Raw genomic sequence first — 17,371 nt, forward strand, 5'->3', positions numbered from 1 at the left:
TTAAACCATGACCTCTCCCAATATCGAAATATTCTTTAAATTTTTAGGGTCATATTTAATTTTGATGATGCTACCGACCTTATATTGATCGTGATTTTGTTTAGCAATAAGCACCTTAAGGTTTTCAGTAATGATTTGGCCTTGCTCAGTTTGAAATTTCAATTTTATATAACATAACGGGCGATATTGCACCTTAGCCAATGATTCCTGAAAATATACGACCTCAGCAGAAGTCGTAATTCCTCGTTTATAAATTAAAAATTTATGAACCAGACTTTTAAGAAAAAAGATCCAAGCAATATAGACAAAGAATAAGCTGAACCAAACCACTCCAATAAAAGTCAAAAAATCAGAAAATTTCACTCACTAAAACCAGAATTATTCGTTTAACGTATTATTCTAGATGAACAGATTTATTCGATCTAGTTTATGTACGTGATCTAAAACATAAGCAGATAAAACCTTATAGCTAAGCGTCAAAAATAATGAGATAAATAGCAGGGTATATAACTTAGTTGTTGTATTTATGCCTACATATGTAAACAAGTCTTATTAACATATGCTTTAGCCCTTAAAATTCTAGAAAAGAAAGTTTTAAGGTGTATAGGTTTGGATTTTTTAAGTTTTTTCCGCGATATTCGGGTTCAGTTAAGCCATTATCCTTGGCTAGAAATGTTTGTTTCACTCACCATTTTGATTTTATTTGCAGCAATAGCAAATTTTATTGCTAAACGCATTATTGTTCGGGGCGTCCGTCACTTGGTGACCAAGCTAAAATCACCCAATCAATCTATTTTTGCCCAGCATAGCGTCATAAAGAAATTTGCAAATATTGTTCCTGCTGTTGTGATTATGAACGGTATTGCAACGGTTCCTCATTTAACTCCAAAGTTCATTTCGTTTGTAGAAATGGGCGCGCAAGCATTTATCTTTCTTACACTCGCGCTTACGGTCAGCGAGCTGTTAAATATCTTTAATCTTATTTATCAGCGTAATCCGAAGTCTAGAAACAAGCCGATTAAAGGTTACCTACAACTGGTTAAGTTAATCTTATTTGTTGTGTGTGGCCTGATGATTTTGGGAACATTCCTTAAAAAGGATGTGTTCACTTTATTGGCTGGTTTCGGTGCGATGGCAGCGGTATTAATGCTGGTTTTCCAAAACACCATTTTGTCTTTAGTGGCGAGTGTACAAATTGCCTCTTACGACATGGTGCGGATTGGAGACTGGATTGAGATGCCGTCGCTTAATGCAGATGGTGATGTAATTGATATTTCGCTGCATACGGTAACTGTGCAAAATTTTGATAAAACCTATACCACCATTCCAACTAATAAACTCGTTACCGATACGTTTAAAAACTGGCGAGGCATGAGCAATTCGGGTTGCCGTCGAATGAAGCGCTCACTCTTTCTCGATCAAAGCAGTGTTCACTTTATGAGTGACGAAGAGCAACAAAAGCTCAAAGAGTTTTTATTATTAGATCAATATCTCGATGCAAAGAATTCTGAAATTGAAGAGTTCAATAAGCATTTAAGCAATCAATCTCGTTATAACAAGCGCCGTTTAACCAATATTGGGACATTTAGAGCCTATGTTGAATTTTATTTGCGCCAACACAAGGGGATTGCCCAAAATCAAACCATTATGGTTCGTCAATTACAGCCGACTAGCCAAGGTTTGCCTTTAGAAATTTATGCATTTACTAATACGATTGCATGGGTTTCTTATGAAGCAATTCAGTCAGATATTTTTGACCACTTAATTGCGATTCTTCCTGAATTTGGTTTACGTGTTTACCAAGCACCTTCAGGTCATGATTTGCAGAGATTAACCACAGAGATTAATCCAAGTTAAGTTTTTAGCTGTAAATCACAGTGTTCTCAACTATTTTTAAAAGCTCCCAGATGGGGGCTTTTAAACTTTTTTAACTCTGAATTTTTTGTGCTAACCCTTATTTTAAAACGTTAAATATTAGTTCTTGACCGTTCTGACATCGGAATTGTCCTTTAATGATATTAACAAGTTCCATTTTAGAACTTAATGTGTAGCTATCTTGAGGACGAGAAAAAGAACATGTACCCAAACACATTCAAAGATATGGCTTCTAAAACTTTATGGCCTTTATTTCCACGTCGTGTTGCTTTTAATTGGAATGAATCACCACTCCACTGGATGCCACAATCTCCAATAGGAAGTCATGCTGTAAACCATTTCAGTTTTACACTTGTGCGAGGAGAGTACTTTTTCTGCCGTATTTTTAATAAGGCATTGCCATTTGTAACCGATGAAAAATTAAAAAAAGATGTAGAAACTTTTATCCGCCAAGAGGCGATTCATGCTCAAGCGCACAAAGAATCTATCGAAAAATATATACAGCGTTATGGCGTTGATATTGAAGAACAGTATGAGCGCGTAATTGAACTTTTTGATTACATGCTTGCAGACAAGCCGTTTAGAAAAGCTCTACCAAAGCGTATGCAAAAGTCTTGGTTATTGTTTCGTGTAGGCATTGTTGCTGCTGCTGAACATTATACGTGTGCATTAGGGCAATACGCTTTGACGAAAGCACACTGGGAAGAAAAAGGCTGTGACCCAGCAGTAAGTGATCTATTTACTTGGCACTGTGCCGAAGAAGTTGAGCATCGAACGGTTGCTTTCGATTTATTTGAGCACTTAGGCGGCAATTATGCATTACGTGCTGCAATCATGAGTATGGTGGCACCAATTTTCACTTATTTAATGGTTAAAGGCACGCAAGAGCTTGCAGCAGTAGATCGTAGTTTACCTAAATCTCAACAAACCTTAGCTCGCTTTGGTTTTTGGCAACAATGGTTTAAAGCAAGTTCTCAAGAATTAGTACCAAGTCCTGTCTGGTTTATGACTACAGCTAAAAATTTCTTTAAACCTTCGTATCATCCTTACTATGAAGGTTCAACTGAGCTTGCATTGGATTATATAAACCGTTCACCAGCGGTCAAACTTTATGAAGAAATACAAAAAGGATTGGTGAGCTAATATGAATACGAATATCGAAAAACAACAAAGATATATCCAGTCTGCTGATGTTACGCTATCAATATATGAGTGGGGCACAGCAGCAGATAATCGTGAAACACTGGTGTTTATTCATGGCTATCCTGACGAAGCACAAATCTGGGATGAATTGGCCTCATTACTGAAATCAGATTTTCATATTGTGACTTACGATGTGCGAGGTACAGGTCTATCTGGAACTCCGTTGTCTGACGCGGGTTATTACATGGACTACCTGATTTCAGATTTAAAAACTGTTATTGAGCAAACGAGTCTTCAGCAGCCCGTACATTTGATTGGTCATGATCTTGGTGCTCTTCAAGGTTGGGAAGCGATTTTGGACGATAAGTTAAAACCATATATCAAAAGTTATACGGCTTTAGCACCAAGTATTGATCATGCAGGTATGTGGTTTAAAGAAAATCTGAATAGCAAAGAACTTGCACGAAAGTTTGCGGCTATTAAGCAGATGATTTCTTCGAGTTATATGCTGTTTTTTAATATTCCAATTATTCCAGAGTTAAGTTGGTATCTGGGACTATCTAAAATCTGGCCAAAAGTGGTTTCTCAACTCGAAGGTAAGAAAGTTGCACCACATCCTCATCAACTCAAAAATGCCGTACGTGGATTAGGTTTCTATCGGTTGAATTTGTTTAAGCCATTAATTAACTCTAAAAAGCGTTATACCTCGGTACCTGTACATGTTTTATCGATGACCAAAGATCGCTTTGTGCCTCAACACATCGTAGATAAACAAGACAGATGGGTAAATTCATCTTTTACGCGTACTGATATTCATGCAGGGCACTGGGGAATTGCGAGCCATCCTGATTTAATCGCAATGCCTATTCGTAGTTATATTCAAAAGCTTACTGCGTAAAAACAATAAAGCTGGAGGTCTAAAATGAAAAACGATTTAAAGCTAGCATCGCCATTTGTACTAAAGAAAAAAACTACGCTAAAGAACAGGCTTATTAAATCAGCTTTAAGTGAAGGGCTGGCGCATACAGATGGACGACCGAGTAAAGAACTGATTCAGCTATACCAAACGTGGTCGCAATCTGGAGCTGGGGTTTTGATCACGGGTAACGTGATGATTGACTCTAGAGCAATTGGTGAACCAGGCAATGTCATTATTGAAGACGAAAAAGATTTTGACTTAATCAAAGAATGGGCAGATGTTGCTAAATCTGGAGGTAGTGAAGTCTGGATGCAAATAAACCATCCGGGTAAACAAGCAATTCGAGGCTTAAATAAAGAAACGGTTTCACCGTCAGCTGTGCCTTTTAGCCCCAAAATGGCAGCAGTTTTTGCTACACCGCGAGAGCTGACTCAAGACGAAATAGAAGACCTGATTCAACGTTATGCAAACACTGCAGAGATTGCCAAGAAAGCAGGTTTTAGTGGTGTTCAATTACATGGTGCCCATGGCTATTTAATTAGCCAATTCCTTTCTCCGCATCATAACCGCCGTACAGATCAGTGGGGTGGAAGTATTGAAAATCGACGTAGATTTGTCCTTGAGGTCTATAAGGAAATTCGCAATCGAGTCGGGGCTGACTATCCTGTAAGCATTAAATTGAACTCAGCCGATTTTCAAAGAGGTGGCTTTACCGAAGAAGAATCGCTAGCAACCATTCAAGCCCTCGATGAGGTGGGAATCGACTTAATCGAGATTTCTGGCGGAACCTATGAAAAACCAATTATGCAGCTGGGTACACCGAAAGAATCAACAATTTCTCGTGAAGCCTACTTTTTAGATTTTGCTAAAAAAGTTCGTGGACTTAGTAAAGTACCACTTATGGTGACTGGTGGCTTTAGAAGTCTGCAAGGGATCGAAAGCGCTTTATCAAATAACGATTTAGATTTTGTGGGTCTTGGACGAATTTTCGCAATTGAACCGTTGGCATCAAAACGTTTATTAAGTGGGCTTGAAACAATAAACCAAGTTAAACCTTTAACTACGGGCTTTAAGTTTATTGATAACTTGGGTGCGTTGGAAATCACTTGGTATACACGTCAAATGCATCGATTGGGACGAGGGCGCTTGCCAATTCCAAATGAAAATGGTCTCAAATCTTTTATTCTAGATATTAAAGATAAAGGATTGGGTATTTTCAAAACTCGTCGATTACGTGCTTCTTAAAATTATAAATTAACGTTTTATATCAATGAGGATATAAGGATGCCAACAATTGAACATATAAAAATATCGAGATTTAGCCTAGCCGCAAAATTTACGGGAATTAGCTTTCTGCTATTTTTTGTCGGAGCAGCGCTTCTTATCTTTTTAAATATTCCTGCAATTTTACTTCAGTTTGAATGGGGTAAATTTTTGGTTCGATTAGTTCGCTGGGGAGAGTTGCATGGAGGCGGTGAGCATTACGAGTTGATGATCTCAGCTATCTATATTGTATGGGGCTGGTTTCTTTTAAAAGCAGCGAATGAACCTCTAAAAAACTATCTATTTTTTGAATTTACCATGTTTGCAAATATTGCTCACTTCGGTGCAATGCTTGTTATGGGTTTGATAATGACACATGAAACTCCACACTTGATTGGAGATGTATTGTTGGGTTGGGTCATTCTCTTAATTTATATTTATTTCTGGTTACCTGTGAGAAAAATCTATAAACCTGGTAGTGAATTAAATCGTTCTGTTTAAGACCTAGAGATTGAGCGGAGCGAAAATTAGATTAGCCCGCAAACCAAATCTTCTGATGATCACACATTGGGCTTAAATGTTTAATGCGTAGGTTGTCTCGCTCAAAATCGCCACTCCCACCAGTAATATCTAATTCGCTACCTAAGCGGATATGCTTGCCTTTATAACTTAAAGCTTCTTTTTCAGAATCCCACTGAGCGGTGTGTTCAGGAAAAATAATGAGAATATCGTTTACATAAAGGCACTCTTGTTTTAGCTGCAATATTCCTTTTAAGCGCGCTGAAGCAGAAATACCATTAGACTGATAAACAGGGAGTTTCACCGCACTTGCATTTTCGTTCGCTTCTTGCTGCTGACATCCTGTAAGAACAGCAAAAACAACTGCGCAAATCAATTTATTATTAATACCCAATTTTGTTCCTATAGGGATTTCCATATAATTTTGATAGTAATGGACTAATGTTGCATATCAATCTTTAGATTGTTAGAGAAGATTTCATCCCACTACGGTTTAAACTTAAGTACTCAAGCCAAATGTACGCTTTCACTGGCATAATTAACTATTGGTTATTATATTTTATTTATTTGTATATTGTTATCTTTTTTCATCTGAGTTTTTGGGTTATATACATCGTGCAATTTTCTTTGAAAAAGATATTTGTAATTTATTTTTAACCTTAACTTTATCTTAAGGCATAAATATTTAGATAAGAGCTAATGAATATGTATGTTGGGAGAACATACAATGTTGAGTCATGAGAATTTATCTAAAACCTTGAGTAAGGTTCCAGAAGTCACCTTATTATTCTGGATCATTAAAATTGCAGCTACAACGCTAGGTGAAACTGCTGGAGATGCGTTATCTATGTCCCTAAATTTGGGATATATCATTAGTACGGCAATTTTTGCTGTGATCTTTGCAGTATTTGTCGGACTACAAATTAAAGCTAAAAACTATAATTCATTTTTTTACTGGGCGACGATCATTGCCACTACCACGTTAGGTACGACAATTGCCGATTTCGTTGATCGAACTTTAGGTGTGGGCTATGCAGGAGGAAGTTTAATATTACTTATTTTATTAGGCATATCTCTGTTTGTTTGGTATTTAAGTTGCGGCACAATTTCAGTAAAAAGTGTTCAATCTGCAAAAAGTGAAGCTTTCTATTGGTTAACCATCATGTTTTCTCAAACATTAGGGACAGCTTTAGGAGACTGGACTGCTGATACTCAAGGCTTAGGGTATACCAGCGCTGCTTTAATTTTTGGTACTTTATTATTGGTGTTAGCAGTCTGCTATTTTTATACCAAAATTTCAAGAACCTTATTATTTTGGTTGGCCTTCGTTCTGACCAGACCTCTAGGTGCAGTGTTGGGAGATTTCCTTGATAAACCTATCGCACATGGTGGATTAGAGTTAAGCAGATTTAGTGCATCTTTCGTTTTATTAGCTTTCATTGTTGTCTGTTTAGTGGTCTTTAAACCTAAAGCAGCTCAGTCATCTCATTAAATTAACGGCTCATTAAAAACCACATGATTCTCTTGAGTGATGTGGTTTTTTTATTTGAGAGTAGGCATTTTTAAGAGACTTTACGTGTCATCCTCCAAAATAATAATGCCAGAAGGCTAACACCTGCACCGAGTGCACACACGCCAAACCATCCAGCATAGGCGTAAGTGACTGTTGTACTGATTGCACCTAATCCACTACCGATTGCATAAAACAGCATGTATAGACCAACAAGCCGGCTATGCGCTTCTGGACGAGTGCGAAAAATCATACTCTGGTTGGTGACATGTAAGGCTTGTCCGCCTAAGTCTAGCAATACGATGCCAATCACCAGCGCCCAGAGCGAATAAGCCATGAGTGAGAGTGGTCCCCAAGCAAGCATTAATATTACAAGTGCTGCTAAGCTTGTGCGCTGAGCATATCCGCGGTCGGCCCAATAACCCGCACGTGCAGCAGCCAGAGCACCAACCACACCAACGAGTCCAAAAGACCCAATAATAGTATGCGAAAAACTGTAAGGCGGCTCACTTAACGGTAGTACCAATGCACTCCAAAAAATATTGAATGCGGCGAACATGAGTAAAGCTAAAACACCGCGTACTTGTAATACTTTTTCTTGGCGTAGTAATTTTAACATCGATGCTAAAAGTTGAGGGTAGCGCATGGTAACGGGCTGAATTTTTAAATGAGGCAGACGTTTCCAAAGGGGCAATGCAATCATGAGCATGATGATGGCTGCACAGAAGTACACGCCACGCCAACCCGCTAAATCACTAATTCCCCCTGAAAATACACGAGCAAGCAGTAAACCAATGAACACACCACTTTGTGCAGTACCGACCACATGTCCTTGCTCATGTGGGAGAGCGGCACTTGCAGCATAAGCAATAAGCCCTTGAGTCATGGCTGTGCCGAGTAAACCCACGGCAAGCATGCCTGCTAAAAGAACAATTGTAGAATGAGCAAAGGCAACCACGAGCAAGGCAGATATTAAAGCCAATAACTGAATAGTCATTAATTTACGCCGATTGACAAGGTCACCCAACGGCACTACAAACACAAGGGCAAGGGCACAACCGATTTGAGTGGCTGTCACTACACCACCAATGGCAGCATGACTAACGTTAAAGTCCTTGGCTAATATGTCGAGCAAAGGCTGCGCATAATAGACATTTGCTACGCTTGCACCACTTGCAATAGCAAACAGCAAAATTACGCTACGAGGCATGCTTGAAAGTGGTTTATCGTTTTTAGCGCGTGAATTAGAAGATGCAAGAGAAGCTTTCATGGCTCTAAACTCACTCAATCTGGTTTTAAAATGCAACTAGTTGAATGTTAAGCCTGCTAGTTTTAAAATGCAACTAGACAACTTGTTACTGATTGGTAAGGAAACTCACAATGGCGAACACTACACTGGTGAAAGACGAACCTTGTCCTGTTGCACGTTGCGTTAATTTGATAGGTGACCGATGGTCACTGCTCATTGTGCGTGATGCTTTTGATGGAATGCGCCGTTTTGGAGATTTTCAGCGGAGCTTAGGTGTTGCGCGAAATATTCTTTCTGACCGACTAAAGAAATTAGTGGATGCTGGTGTTCTTGAAATGCAAGACGCTTCAGATGGCACGGCTTATCAAGAATATGTATTGACCGATAAAGGGGAAAGTTTATTTCCAGTGATTGTGGCTTTGCGACAATGGGGAGAGTACAACCTATTTGAAAGTGGTGAGCGCCATTCTCTGTTGATTGATAAAAATACAGGTCAGCGAATTCCATTTATGGCACCAGTCGCGGCAGATGGAACAGTGCTGAGAACTTCTAATACTGAAGTGCAAAAGGTGAAATAAAAGAAGAGAAAATAAAAATAACCTTTTTTAACTTAAATTTGGGCAGATTAGTTGGTACCCTTGCGCGTCAAATTAAGGTGAGATTATGAGATTTATATTCCTCTTTATAAGTGCAATTTCAATTCAATGTTATGCAGCATCAGAAGCTATGGAGCTTCATTACTGTGAAACTGTGAAAAAAGCAGCGAGTGGGGTGATGGATGCTAGACAACATGAAGTGCCAGCTCAAGAGTTACACGACATCGCCGATCATCTTGAAGAGCAACAAGCCAAACAACTTTATCAAGAGCTTATCAAATCTGCATATTCTTCAAAGTTATTTGAAGACCCTCTCATTAAGTCAAAAGCTGTCGAAAATTTTCAAACCACTTGGCATGAACAATGTTTAGCAAAAGAATTAGCTAAAAATATTTGAAGGTCTTAGTGGGAAATGGCTAATTGGCAGATAATTTACATTTTAAAAGAAAAAGTGCATCTCAATTAATGAAATGCACTTTTAATAAGATGCTAAATTATCCAGCAAGCCAAATACTTTTATGATCACATGAAGCGCTTAAGTTTTTAATTTGATGATTATCAAATTCGTATTTACCAGAACCCCCAACAAGATCTAATTCTTCACCTAAGGCAATTTTCTCACCTTTATAAGTTAAAGTTTGATTTTTAGCGTCCCATTCTGCAGAGCGTTCAGGAAAAACAATTAACACATTATTTACATATAAACATTCGTCTTTTAGCTGTAATGGGCCTCTTAATCTTGCGGATGCGGAAATACCATTGAACTGATAGACTGGGATTTTTACCGATCTAGGTTGATCATTATTTTCTTGCTTACCTGATACTTGCTGCTGACATGCAGCAAGTAGTCCAACGGAAGCCATTACTAACAAAATTTTATTGATATACAAGTTGAGCTCCAATATCAGCCAAATAATCTACACTAGTATAAATGACTGTATTTGTTATTGTTTTACCGGAATCTTTCCAAGAACAGGCAGACTGAATACCAAAAGCAACATTTAAAGCAAACCAAGGTCCGCCACTATCACCACCAACACAACGCAAAGTACCTAAGCCAGATGTATGATTAGTACCGGCTCCACTTTGGGTATTGGTTACAACTACATAAGTGTTTCCACCTGGATGATGATTCGCACCAGTAATTGATATTACTTCACCACAGCTTTGCATCAATGCTGGATTTGTTGGTGAAGTTTGTCCAAGGTGACAAACATAAGATCCTTTAACTGTTCCACTTTTTACAGCAGTACTTGTTCGATTTCGTTTACCTGTTAAAGCTCGAGCTGGTGATGTGGCATCAGCATAAAATTCTGGTACAGCTTGTTGAGTTGTAGTCGTTCCAGCTTTCATGAAGGCCAGATCCATTCCAGTATCGTCACGATACATACCTGCTACTGGTGAAATAGCATATTGAGTTCCATCTTTATCTTTATAATTTAAAGGAACATTTGGATCTATACAGTGGCCTGCAGTTATAACACCGAGTTCACCAGTTGAGATCCTTTTTGCAGTAAAACCAGTCATACAGTAGTTTCCTCCTGAATTCGTTACTAACCAAGATCCACCACGTGATTTTGTCGGTAGAATACCGGTAGGAATTTCAGATAAGTCTACTTTGACGTTGAGTATTCTTTCGAGAGCTTGTTTATCAACTTGTTTTAGAGATTTCACATAGACTAATGCATTTCCTGTCTGCTCATTATCTAAAATCATTTCAACAGTAGGGTACGCCTTTTTAACAGCAGCAAATGATTTATTAAGATGATTTACTCGTTGTTGCTTAGTATTTGAAGCGCCTTGTATAAGGGAAATAGGGGCACTTACACCCCGCTCGATAGCTCTATATGCTGATTCCACTTCAGTTTCAGTTAAATTTGCCAGTTTTCTAACTTGAATACGTTCTTGAACATTTTTGTTTTTTAAAAGTTTAACTGATGTATCTGGTTTTCTTTCTAATTTAAAAGCTTGTTGAGAATTATTATTTCCAACTACTTTTACTTTTAATCCAAAGTCAGGTCCATTATCAAAATATAGGCCAGAAATAACATTTTTATATTTATCACTTAAACCTGCTATTTGATTATCTGTACCATGCATAATAAGTAATCGTCGCATAGCTTCGTCTAATGTAACTCCATAAGATGCTGCATAGTGTTTTGCATCAAATGCTAATGTCTCAGCGACATTCATTACAGGTTTTTGTTGATTTGAATTGCTATCTGCTGCAAATACACCAGTCGAAGCAAATGCAATAAATAAGGTGGTGGAAAGGGTTTTTAATTTAAATTTCTTGTATTTAGATGGCATTTTTTATCTCACAATGGAATCAATTATGAGTCTAAAACCTAACATATAGTTTTTTTATAAAATATTAAAGCGTGTAACTAAATATTTTACCAATTGATAAAATATAAGTATTGATGTGTTAAATAATTAATATAAGTATAAAAATAAAATCATTATAAAATTGTAAATAGATTAATTTATAAGTGTTTTTACATTGAATAACTTTATTAAAAACATTGTTTTTAAATTTGTGATTTTATTTATTTAAACTTGGAGTTTTGGGTGGAATATATTTTTATAAGAAATAATAAAGGGGCGTAAAGCCCCATATTAATTCTTCCGTCTCAGCTGCCGTACTGCCTTTAAATATTGAGGTTTTCAAAGAAAGGTATAATTTCACTCAAATTGTCCACATGTGACTTTATTGAAAAATGTAGCCAGTCAAATCTTATTTTTTATTAAAGTTATTTATAACTATGGGGGGCGCAATCTGAATTTAGCTAATAAATAATAGAGCAATAAAAAAACCACCTAATTCTTTCGAATTAAGTGGTTTTTAAATTTTGGAGCGGGAAACGAGACTCGAACTCGCGACCCCAACCTTGGCAAGGTTATAATAAACATTAAATAACAATAAGTTATATTTGAATGGTGCCGAAGTGGTGACGAATAATTTTTTACAATTAAAGGCGGGATATTAAGCGATTTGGAAAGTAATTAGTTTAACAATTGCAACATAAAAGAAAAAGTGCATTCCAATTTATGAAATGCACTTTTAATAAATCCCTATGTTATCCAGCAATCCAAATAGTTGTATGATCACATAAAGGGCTTAAATTTTTAATTCGCTGACTATCTCGCTCAAACCGACCAAAACCACCAGCTAAATCTAATTCTTCGCCTAAAGCAATTTTCTTACCTTTATAAGTTAAAATTTGATTTTTAGCATCCCATTCTGCATATCCTTCAGGGAAAATAATTAGAATATCGTTTACATATAGACATTCTTGTTTTAGCTGTAGTGGACCTCTTAATCTTGCAGAGGCGAAAACGCCATTAGATTGATAACTAGGTATTTTCACATGGCTATTTCCGACCCTCGATTCTTGCGGCTGACAAGCGACCAAAAGTATATTAATAGCGGAACAAATCATTTTTTTATAAATATCCAAGTTCACACCTATATGTGAGTTAAATACACTTTGATATTAATCGAGGGGCATCATCCCAAAAAAATTAATTTGTTAGGGAAGTGTACCTCCGTCTTAATTCTTCCTTCTTGATTGCCGTTGCTGTCGTTGCCTATTTAAATTTTCAAGAACGGGTATAACTTCATTCGGATCGTAAAGATGCTTGCCATCAGTACCTTTATTGAATGGACGAAGCTCATCAATAATCAATTTACGAGACAGGCTATATCGATCCATTAACCATGCAGCAGTAACACGGTTCGGTATTTCTTCAGCTTTCATTTCAATGACTTTCCCTACATTAGGAATAATTTCATGAATGAATACCTGAGGTGGTTTTTCTGCTTCAACAACGACTATATATTTTCCCATACCTTTACCTATCTAATTACCCCTAAGTACTGCAATGTTCTCAAGAGTGACCGCAGAGGGTCAGCAATACAGTCACTCATGTAGAACATCGCAGCTCTAAAATTGTTTTTACTTTCTCCAAGTCGCTTCTTTAAATTTCGCCTCATCAACCAAGCTGTCGATTTGGGACGGGTTCACATTGTCGTAGTAATGATTCATTAGGTTGCCGAACACAATTAGAGTTCGGGCTGAGGATGAGTAACGGAAGCTCATATAAATTCCTCCAAGGCTTCAAAAGCCTGTTTACGGGCAGAAGCCTGATTCTTGAGTAAAGAGATATGAGCATCTTTAATCAGCTCATTGCTCTGCATGACACGTTGCTTGGCGTGGAGGGCAGAGGTCGCTTCAATACGACCCCTTAGAGTGCCGTTACCATGTAGTTTGGCAACATACCTAAAGATATAGGTACTTAAGCACTCCATCCCTCCATGTCCTTTTTTGCCTTGCATGCCTTTACAATCTTGTTTTCAAAGCTGGTACCTTTGAAGTGTTTATAGATTGTGGCTAGATCTGCCTCATTTTGTGTATGTTGAATGGCTTGCAGCGCTTGCTGGAATTCAGCCGTAAGTTGTTGCGCTGGATTCGGTTGCTGTTGTTGTGATGTTTGCTGCTGTTGAGGTTGGGCTGCCGCTTGCTGAGTCTTTTCTTCCTCAGGTAAGTCTTCACCAGCATAGATATATAAACCTAAACCATGTACGGCAATTCCTTTAACCAGACAACGCATCATGGCCTTATTGATATCAAATGCATTCGGTTTAAGAATTGCTTTATTCCGATGATCCATCACGGGTAAGAACATGTACATGGTTTTACCAAACACTGTGACATCACAATGAACCATCATAGATCCATCTGGAAAAGTCATCGGATCACGAAAAGCCCAGTTTGCTTGTGGATCTATGCGCATCAGTTTGTCCACGGCCCAAGCCCAAGACAGATATGACATATTGTTTTTCTTTTCGATATGTCCAGATACGCTAATCGCTGCTAACTGTTCAAAGTGGTTAGCACTTTCATTGTTTAAAACGGTTGGATTAATTGCTGCATTCATTTTTCTTATCCTTATTTTGAACCTGTAAATCCGCGCTTCTTCTTATAAGCTTTACGGTCATTTGATGGAATGTGTGAGGCAGCTAAATCCTTAGCAAGTTGCTTTGAGCGCTGAAAGCTAATCTCATTCATTAAAGTTGCATAAACCGTAGGGCGCTTCGTCTTAAACTCTTCAACATTTAAAGGAGTCTTCACTTCGCCTTTTACCGTATACAGCACACTGCCGTTTGCATTAGCTGCATACACAGTCCAGCCGATACGGACAGAGTAGAGACCCGTTAAGCGGTCATGGCCGATATAGGCTTTAACACCATCTGGATGTGGTTTGAATTGAGCAGTCATGATTAGCCCCCCATCATCCAAGATGCAGCGGCTACAGCAATTACCCAAAGAACAAATGAAAGGGCAATGAATATAAGGAAGTCGATGACGTTCGCTTTGATGGTGGCGAAACGAGAAGGGCGCTGTTCTTCAACAGTTGGGTGTTGAAATAGGCGTGAAGTCGTTTGACTAGGAATAGGGTTTTGTTTCATACTTATCTCGCGTTATGCAAAGCCCCGTCGCCGTCCAAAGTTTCGGGGCTTTTTGTTGTCCACGAGACAAATATGAACTATTGGTTCAACTTAGTCAAGAACTATTGGTTCTGTTTATAATTGAAGAGAATAAATATTATTTTTTCCAATAAACTGTACAAAGTTTCTTTTAAAAAAGTTACTTTTTTGTTAAAGTTTTGTTCAGTTTTAATTTAAATTAAATAGTAAAGCTATGAGAAAAATTTATTTACCAGAACTTATTAACATAAGAATAAAAAATTTCACATTATATCCGAATGGATTAGATTTCTATTATGAGTTTACGAAAGGAGTAAACTTAGTTCTTGGTGGAAATGGGATGGGGAAAACAACTTTTGTTAATATTATAAAATTTTCTTTAATTGGTCATTATAAAAAATATTTTGATTATAGTCGCACATATAAAGAAAAAATAATAGCTAAAAGAGCTCTACATTCGGAGAGTTATTTTAGAAATAGAATGGATCCTACTGTTGAAAGACAAGGACCAGCTACTGTTACTATTGAGTTCAAAATTGATAATAATAATTTTATTGTAGAAAGAAATTTAGAAGATATTAAGTTAATTTCTTTACATGTTAATAATGAGAAAATTGATGGCGAAATTATCAGCGAATTTAAATATGAAACACTAAATTTAGATACTAAAGCTAATTGTCTTCAATTTAAATATGAGGAGTTAGTTAAGAGTTATTCTGGAATAGATTTCGATGATCTAATTTTATTTGTAAATGAAATTCTATTTTTTGGTGAAGACCATAAAACTATTTTATGGAATAATGGTGATAATGGTTTTAGAGATATTCAAAAAGAGCTTTTTAGTCGTTATTTTATTGCCCCTGAATTAGATAAAGAAAGACAAGAGGCGATACGACAAGCTAAGTATTATAATAGCTTATCTAGACATAAGTCGGAAGATATAAGAGCGATTCGTAAAGTATTAACAAGAATTGAGGAAAAGAATAAATCTAATCAAGAGGTAATTGATCCTCGTATAAATATACTAAAAATTAAAGATAATATTTTAGAAGTTAGTTCAAAAATTGAGAAAATAAGAGAGCAAATGCTTAAGGATGCAACACAAGCTGCCTTGTCACAAAATAAAATTAATGAGCTTAGTTTGAAAGCAAATGATTTAGAGCGTGAAAAAAATATTTTGGAGCATAATTTAAAAATAAGTAAATGGGAGAATTTAAACCCGTACTATGAAAGATTCCTGGATAATATAAAGAAAAATCATACTTGTCCTATGTGTAATAAAATTGATGATGAAATGTACGTAAAGGTGCTTAATCATGCAAATCAATGTTTTAGCTGCGGGAAAGACTTAAAAGAGTATAAAGAATCTGATATCAATAGCACATATAATAATATATTAGAGCAGTGTAAAAATATTCATCTAGAAATAAAAGATTACCAGTTAAGCTTAAAAAGAATCGATGAAGAAGAGAGCGAGCAAAAGAAAATATTATACAGACTAGAAATGGAAAAAAGAAAATTTCAAAAAAAAGTTAAAGAATTAGAGTTAGAAGAGAGTCATGATGAAGATGAGAGTAATGTCCAGATTATCTATGAAGAAATAATGAAGCTTGAGAATGAAAAAGAGCATTTGCAAAGAAGAAGTTTAGAATATCAAGAGCAAGCTGCATTTATTGTTAAAGATATGGAAATGAGAATAGAATCAAATACACATAGATTATCGGATTTATTTTCTTCATATGCTGAAAAATTTCTCGGAGTAAGATGCTCATTAACATTCGATAAGTTGGATGGAAAGTCGGAACGTCGATTATATCCTGTAATTGATGGAAAAATTCGATCTGATGAGGAGGAGCTATCCGAGTCACAAAGATTTTTTATTGATCACTCTTTTAGAATGAGTCTACTTTCTTTTTTCTATCAAGCTCCAACTTTTTATATCGTAGAAACTCCAGATAGTAGTTTAGATATATCTTATGAAGAAAATGCTGCAAAAGTTTTTCTAGAATTCTTGCAGAAACCCAATTCTTTAATTATTACCTCTAACCTTAATAATAGTTCGTTTGTTAATCATATTATTGATCAAAGTAATGCAGTAGAAGTATCATTGGTTGGCTTATTAGATATTGCAAAAAAATCAACGATTCAAAATACGAGTCCAGTTTTAATAGACTTATATGAAACTATTAAAACTAAAATATTAGGAAAAAAATATGCTTGATGATTCATTATATAAGGCAAATAGTGATATTCTTTATTTAATAGAGCATACAAAAAATATTGGTTGGAATACGATAAAGCAGCAATCTATACACAGAATTCTTTATCTGAGTAAAGTTCTATATTCGTTTGCTAATGATGATAAAAATATTTTTGAATATTATCATTATTCAATTTCTGTATATGGACCTTATTCTATTTTAATTGATCAGTCTTTAGCATTTTTACTAAGCAATTTTTATATTGCTGAAAAAGATGGTGGTTATAATACTGAAAGACCAACTCCAATTTCTCCTGATAAAATCAGAGAGAATTGGCTTAAAACAATCATACTTATATTGGGTAAATATGGAGAAAATAAAGTTTTTGGATTTACTATTAATGACCCTTTATATAAGGAATCATTAGATAGTAATTTGCAAAGAGAAATAGATACTACTTCGTTGGAAAATAAAACAGTAAAAGTACTTAATGACTTTAAGCAAGCTTTTGAACAGTCTTTAGATAATACTTCTTTTATCAGCTCTGAAGAGTATATAGATTTATACTTTGAATATATTTTTAGTCAGATTATACGCGGTTAATA

20 protein-coding genes are annotated in these 17,371 nt (G+C 36.3%); 10 read left to right on the forward strand and 10 right to left on the reverse strand.

Going from position 1 to position 17,371, the window contains the following annotated elements; genetic code table 11:
- On the reverse strand, nucleotides 1-363 hold the full coding sequence (locus tag I7H67_RS04515) for a DUF3592 domain-containing protein (protein WP_198307180.1): 363 nt from the start codon (nucleotides 361-363) through the stop codon (nucleotides 1-3).
- Between the two features lie 246 nt (nucleotides 364-609).
- Here I7H67_RS04515 and I7H67_RS04520 point away from each other — a divergent pair, with 246 nt between their 5' ends.
- The 5 genes from I7H67_RS04520 (at nucleotide 610) to I7H67_RS04540 (ending at nucleotide 5,701) form a co-directional block, all read left to right on the forward strand.
- Nucleotides 610-1,857 carry a mechanosensitive ion channel family protein gene (locus I7H67_RS04520; protein WP_005303717.1) on the forward strand — a complete coding sequence of 416 codons (1,248 nt, stop codon included), beginning with the start codon at nucleotides 610-612 and terminating at the stop codon, nucleotides 1,855-1,857.
- A 219-nt stretch (nucleotides 1,858-2,076) separates the two neighbouring features.
- Entirely contained in the window at nucleotides 2,077-3,018 is a 942-nt protein-coding gene (locus I7H67_RS04525) for a metal-dependent hydrolase (RefSeq protein WP_198307181.1), read from the forward strand.
- A gap of 1 nt (nucleotide 3,019) precedes the next feature.
- On the forward strand, nucleotides 3,020-3,916 hold the full coding sequence (locus I7H67_RS04530) for an alpha/beta fold hydrolase (protein WP_198307182.1): 897 nt from the start codon (nucleotides 3,020-3,022) through the stop codon (nucleotides 3,914-3,916).
- Between the two features lie 24 nt (nucleotides 3,917-3,940).
- A complete protein-coding gene (locus I7H67_RS04535; RefSeq protein ID WP_198307183.1) occupies nucleotides 3,941-5,182 on the forward strand; it encodes an NADH:flavin oxidoreductase/NADH oxidase family protein in 1,242 nt (413 codons plus the stop codon).
- 39 nt (nucleotides 5,183-5,221) lie between these two features.
- Entirely contained in the window at nucleotides 5,222-5,701 is a 480-nt protein-coding gene (locus tag I7H67_RS04540) for a DUF6632 domain-containing protein (RefSeq protein WP_198307184.1), read from the forward strand.
- 31 nt (nucleotides 5,702-5,732) lie between these two features.
- On the opposite strand, the gene I7H67_RS04545 is transcribed toward I7H67_RS04540, so the two are convergent.
- Nucleotides 5,733-6,137: a hypothetical protein gene (locus I7H67_RS04545; RefSeq protein WP_192454900.1), complete on the reverse strand. Its 405-nt coding sequence runs from the start codon at nucleotides 6,135-6,137 to the stop codon at nucleotides 5,733-5,735.
- 309 nt (nucleotides 6,138-6,446) lie between these two features.
- On the opposite strand from I7H67_RS04545, the gene I7H67_RS04550 reads away from it, so the two are divergent.
- Entirely contained in the window at nucleotides 6,447-7,211 is a 765-nt protein-coding gene (locus I7H67_RS04550) for a hypothetical protein (RefSeq protein WP_198307185.1), read from the forward strand.
- A 70-nt stretch (nucleotides 7,212-7,281) separates the two neighbouring features.
- On the opposite strand, the gene I7H67_RS04555 is transcribed toward I7H67_RS04550, so the two are convergent.
- Nucleotides 7,282-8,499, reverse strand: coding sequence for an MFS transporter (locus I7H67_RS04555; RefSeq protein WP_198307186.1), 1,218 nt, complete (start codon nucleotides 8,497-8,499; stop codon nucleotides 7,282-7,284).
- Nucleotides 8,500-8,609: 110 nt separating this feature from the next.
- On the opposite strand from I7H67_RS04555, the gene I7H67_RS04560 reads away from it, so the two are divergent.
- Together I7H67_RS04560 and I7H67_RS04565 are read left to right on the forward strand one after the other, a co-directional pair.
- The gene (locus tag I7H67_RS04560) at nucleotides 8,610-9,056 is read left to right on the forward strand and encodes a winged helix-turn-helix transcriptional regulator (protein WP_198307187.1); all 447 of its coding nucleotides are present in this window, start codon (nucleotides 8,610-8,612) and stop codon (nucleotides 9,054-9,056) included.
- Nucleotides 9,057-9,141: 85 nt separating this feature from the next.
- Nucleotides 9,142-9,471, forward strand: a complete 330-nt coding sequence (locus tag I7H67_RS04565) for a hypothetical protein (RefSeq protein ID WP_171498677.1) — start codon at nucleotides 9,142-9,144, stop codon at nucleotides 9,469-9,471.
- A gap of 97 nt (nucleotides 9,472-9,568) precedes the next feature.
- Here the strand turns inward: I7H67_RS04565 and I7H67_RS04570 are convergent, their stop codons facing one another.
- From I7H67_RS04570 to I7H67_RS04600, 7 genes are all read right to left on the reverse strand, one after another.
- A complete protein-coding gene (locus I7H67_RS04570; RefSeq protein ID WP_198307327.1) occupies nucleotides 9,569-9,937 on the reverse strand; it encodes a hypothetical protein in 369 nt (122 codons plus the stop codon).
- Between the two features lie 13 nt (nucleotides 9,938-9,950).
- Entirely contained in the window at nucleotides 9,951-11,384 is a 1,434-nt protein-coding gene (locus I7H67_RS04575) for a hypothetical protein (protein WP_198307188.1), read from the reverse strand.
- 770 nt (nucleotides 11,385-12,154) lie between these two features.
- Nucleotides 12,155-12,517, reverse strand: coding sequence for a hypothetical protein (locus I7H67_RS04580; protein ID WP_198307328.1), 363 nt, complete (start codon nucleotides 12,515-12,517; stop codon nucleotides 12,155-12,157).
- 111 nt (nucleotides 12,518-12,628) lie between these two features.
- Nucleotides 12,629-12,925: a hypothetical protein gene (locus I7H67_RS04585; protein ID WP_198307189.1), complete on the reverse strand. Its 297-nt coding sequence runs from the start codon at nucleotides 12,923-12,925 to the stop codon at nucleotides 12,629-12,631.
- 448 nt (nucleotides 12,926-13,373) lie between these two features.
- Nucleotides 13,374-14,015 carry a DUF1071 domain-containing protein gene (locus tag I7H67_RS04590; RefSeq protein ID WP_198307190.1) on the reverse strand — a complete coding sequence of 214 codons (642 nt, stop codon included), beginning with the start codon at nucleotides 14,013-14,015 and terminating at the stop codon, nucleotides 13,374-13,376.
- An 11-nt stretch (nucleotides 14,016-14,026) separates the two neighbouring features.
- A complete protein-coding gene (locus tag I7H67_RS04595; protein WP_198307191.1) occupies nucleotides 14,027-14,356 on the reverse strand; it encodes a hypothetical protein in 330 nt (109 codons plus the stop codon).
- Nucleotides 14,357-14,358: 2 nt separating this feature from the next.
- Complete coding sequence (locus tag I7H67_RS04600; protein ID WP_198307192.1) at nucleotides 14,359-14,547, reverse strand: hypothetical protein; 189 nt, start codon at nucleotides 14,545-14,547, stop codon at nucleotides 14,359-14,361.
- Nucleotides 14,548-14,779: 232 nt separating this feature from the next.
- Here I7H67_RS04600 and I7H67_RS04605 point away from each other — a divergent pair, with 232 nt between their 5' ends.
- Nucleotides 14,780-16,786, forward strand: coding sequence for an AAA family ATPase (locus I7H67_RS04605; protein ID WP_198307193.1), 2,007 nt, complete (start codon nucleotides 14,780-14,782; stop codon nucleotides 16,784-16,786).
- Nucleotides 16,779-17,369 carry a hypothetical protein gene (locus tag I7H67_RS04610; protein WP_198307194.1) on the forward strand — a complete coding sequence of 197 codons (591 nt, stop codon included), beginning with the start codon at nucleotides 16,779-16,781 and terminating at the stop codon, nucleotides 17,367-17,369. Before I7H67_RS04605 ends, I7H67_RS04610 begins: the two co-directional genes overlap by 8 nt.
- The last annotated feature ends 2 nt before the right edge of the window (nucleotides 17,370-17,371 follow it).

Origin of the sequence: Acinetobacter sp. ACIN00229, from assembly GCF_016106645.1 — a bacterium.
In the GTDB taxonomy this organism is placed as follows: Bacteria; Pseudomonadota; Gammaproteobacteria; order Pseudomonadales; family Moraxellaceae; genus Acinetobacter; species Acinetobacter oleivorans.

Coding starts and splice junctions, on each gene's coding strand:
- I7H67_RS04595 (WP_198307191.1), bottom strand. CDS start 14,356: ATGACTGCTCAATTCAAACCACATCCAGATGGTGTTAAAGCCTATATC.
- I7H67_RS04575 (WP_198307188.1), bottom strand. CDS start 11,384: ATGCCATCTAAATACAAGAAATTTAAATTAAAAACCCTTTCCACCACC.
- I7H67_RS04525 (WP_198307181.1), top strand. CDS start 2,077: ATGTACCCAAACACATTCAAAGATATGGCTTCTAAAACTTTATGGCCT.
- I7H67_RS04610 (WP_198307194.1), top strand. CDS start 16,779: ATGCTTGATGATTCATTATATAAGGCAAATAGTGATATTCTTTATTTA.
- I7H67_RS04530 (WP_198307182.1), top strand. CDS start 3,020: ATGAATACGAATATCGAAAAACAACAAAGATATATCCAGTCTGCTGAT.
- I7H67_RS04565 (WP_171498677.1), top strand. CDS start 9,142: ATGAGATTTATATTCCTCTTTATAAGTGCAATTTCAATTCAATGTTAT.
- I7H67_RS04585 (WP_198307189.1), bottom strand. CDS start 12,925: ATGGGAAAATATATAGTCGTTGTTGAAGCAGAAAAACCACCTCAGGTA.
- I7H67_RS04600 (WP_198307192.1), bottom strand. CDS start 14,547: ATGAAACAAAACCCTATTCCTAGTCAAACGACTTCACGCCTATTTCAA.
- I7H67_RS04605 (WP_198307193.1), top strand. CDS start 14,780: ATGAGAAAAATTTATTTACCAGAACTTATTAACATAAGAATAAAAAAT.
- I7H67_RS04580 (WP_198307328.1), bottom strand. CDS start 12,517: ATGATTTGTTCCGCTATTAATATACTTTTGGTCGCTTGTCAGCCGCAA.
- I7H67_RS04560 (WP_198307187.1), top strand. CDS start 8,610: ATGGCGAACACTACACTGGTGAAAGACGAACCTTGTCCTGTTGCACGT.
- I7H67_RS04570 (WP_198307327.1), bottom strand. CDS start 9,937: ATGGCTTCCGTTGGACTACTTGCTGCATGTCAGCAGCAAGTATCAGGT.
- I7H67_RS04540 (WP_198307184.1), top strand. CDS start 5,222: ATGCCAACAATTGAACATATAAAAATATCGAGATTTAGCCTAGCCGCA.
- I7H67_RS04590 (WP_198307190.1), bottom strand. CDS start 14,015: ATGAATGCAGCAATTAATCCAACCGTTTTAAACAATGAAAGTGCTAAC.
- I7H67_RS04550 (WP_198307185.1), top strand. CDS start 6,447: ATGTTGAGTCATGAGAATTTATCTAAAACCTTGAGTAAGGTTCCAGAA.
- I7H67_RS04555 (WP_198307186.1), bottom strand. CDS start 8,499: ATGAAAGCTTCTCTTGCATCTTCTAATTCACGCGCTAAAAACGATAAA.
- I7H67_RS04535 (WP_198307183.1), top strand. CDS start 3,941: ATGAAAAACGATTTAAAGCTAGCATCGCCATTTGTACTAAAGAAAAAA.
- I7H67_RS04545 (WP_192454900.1), bottom strand. CDS start 6,137: ATGGAAATCCCTATAGGAACAAAATTGGGTATTAATAATAAATTGATT.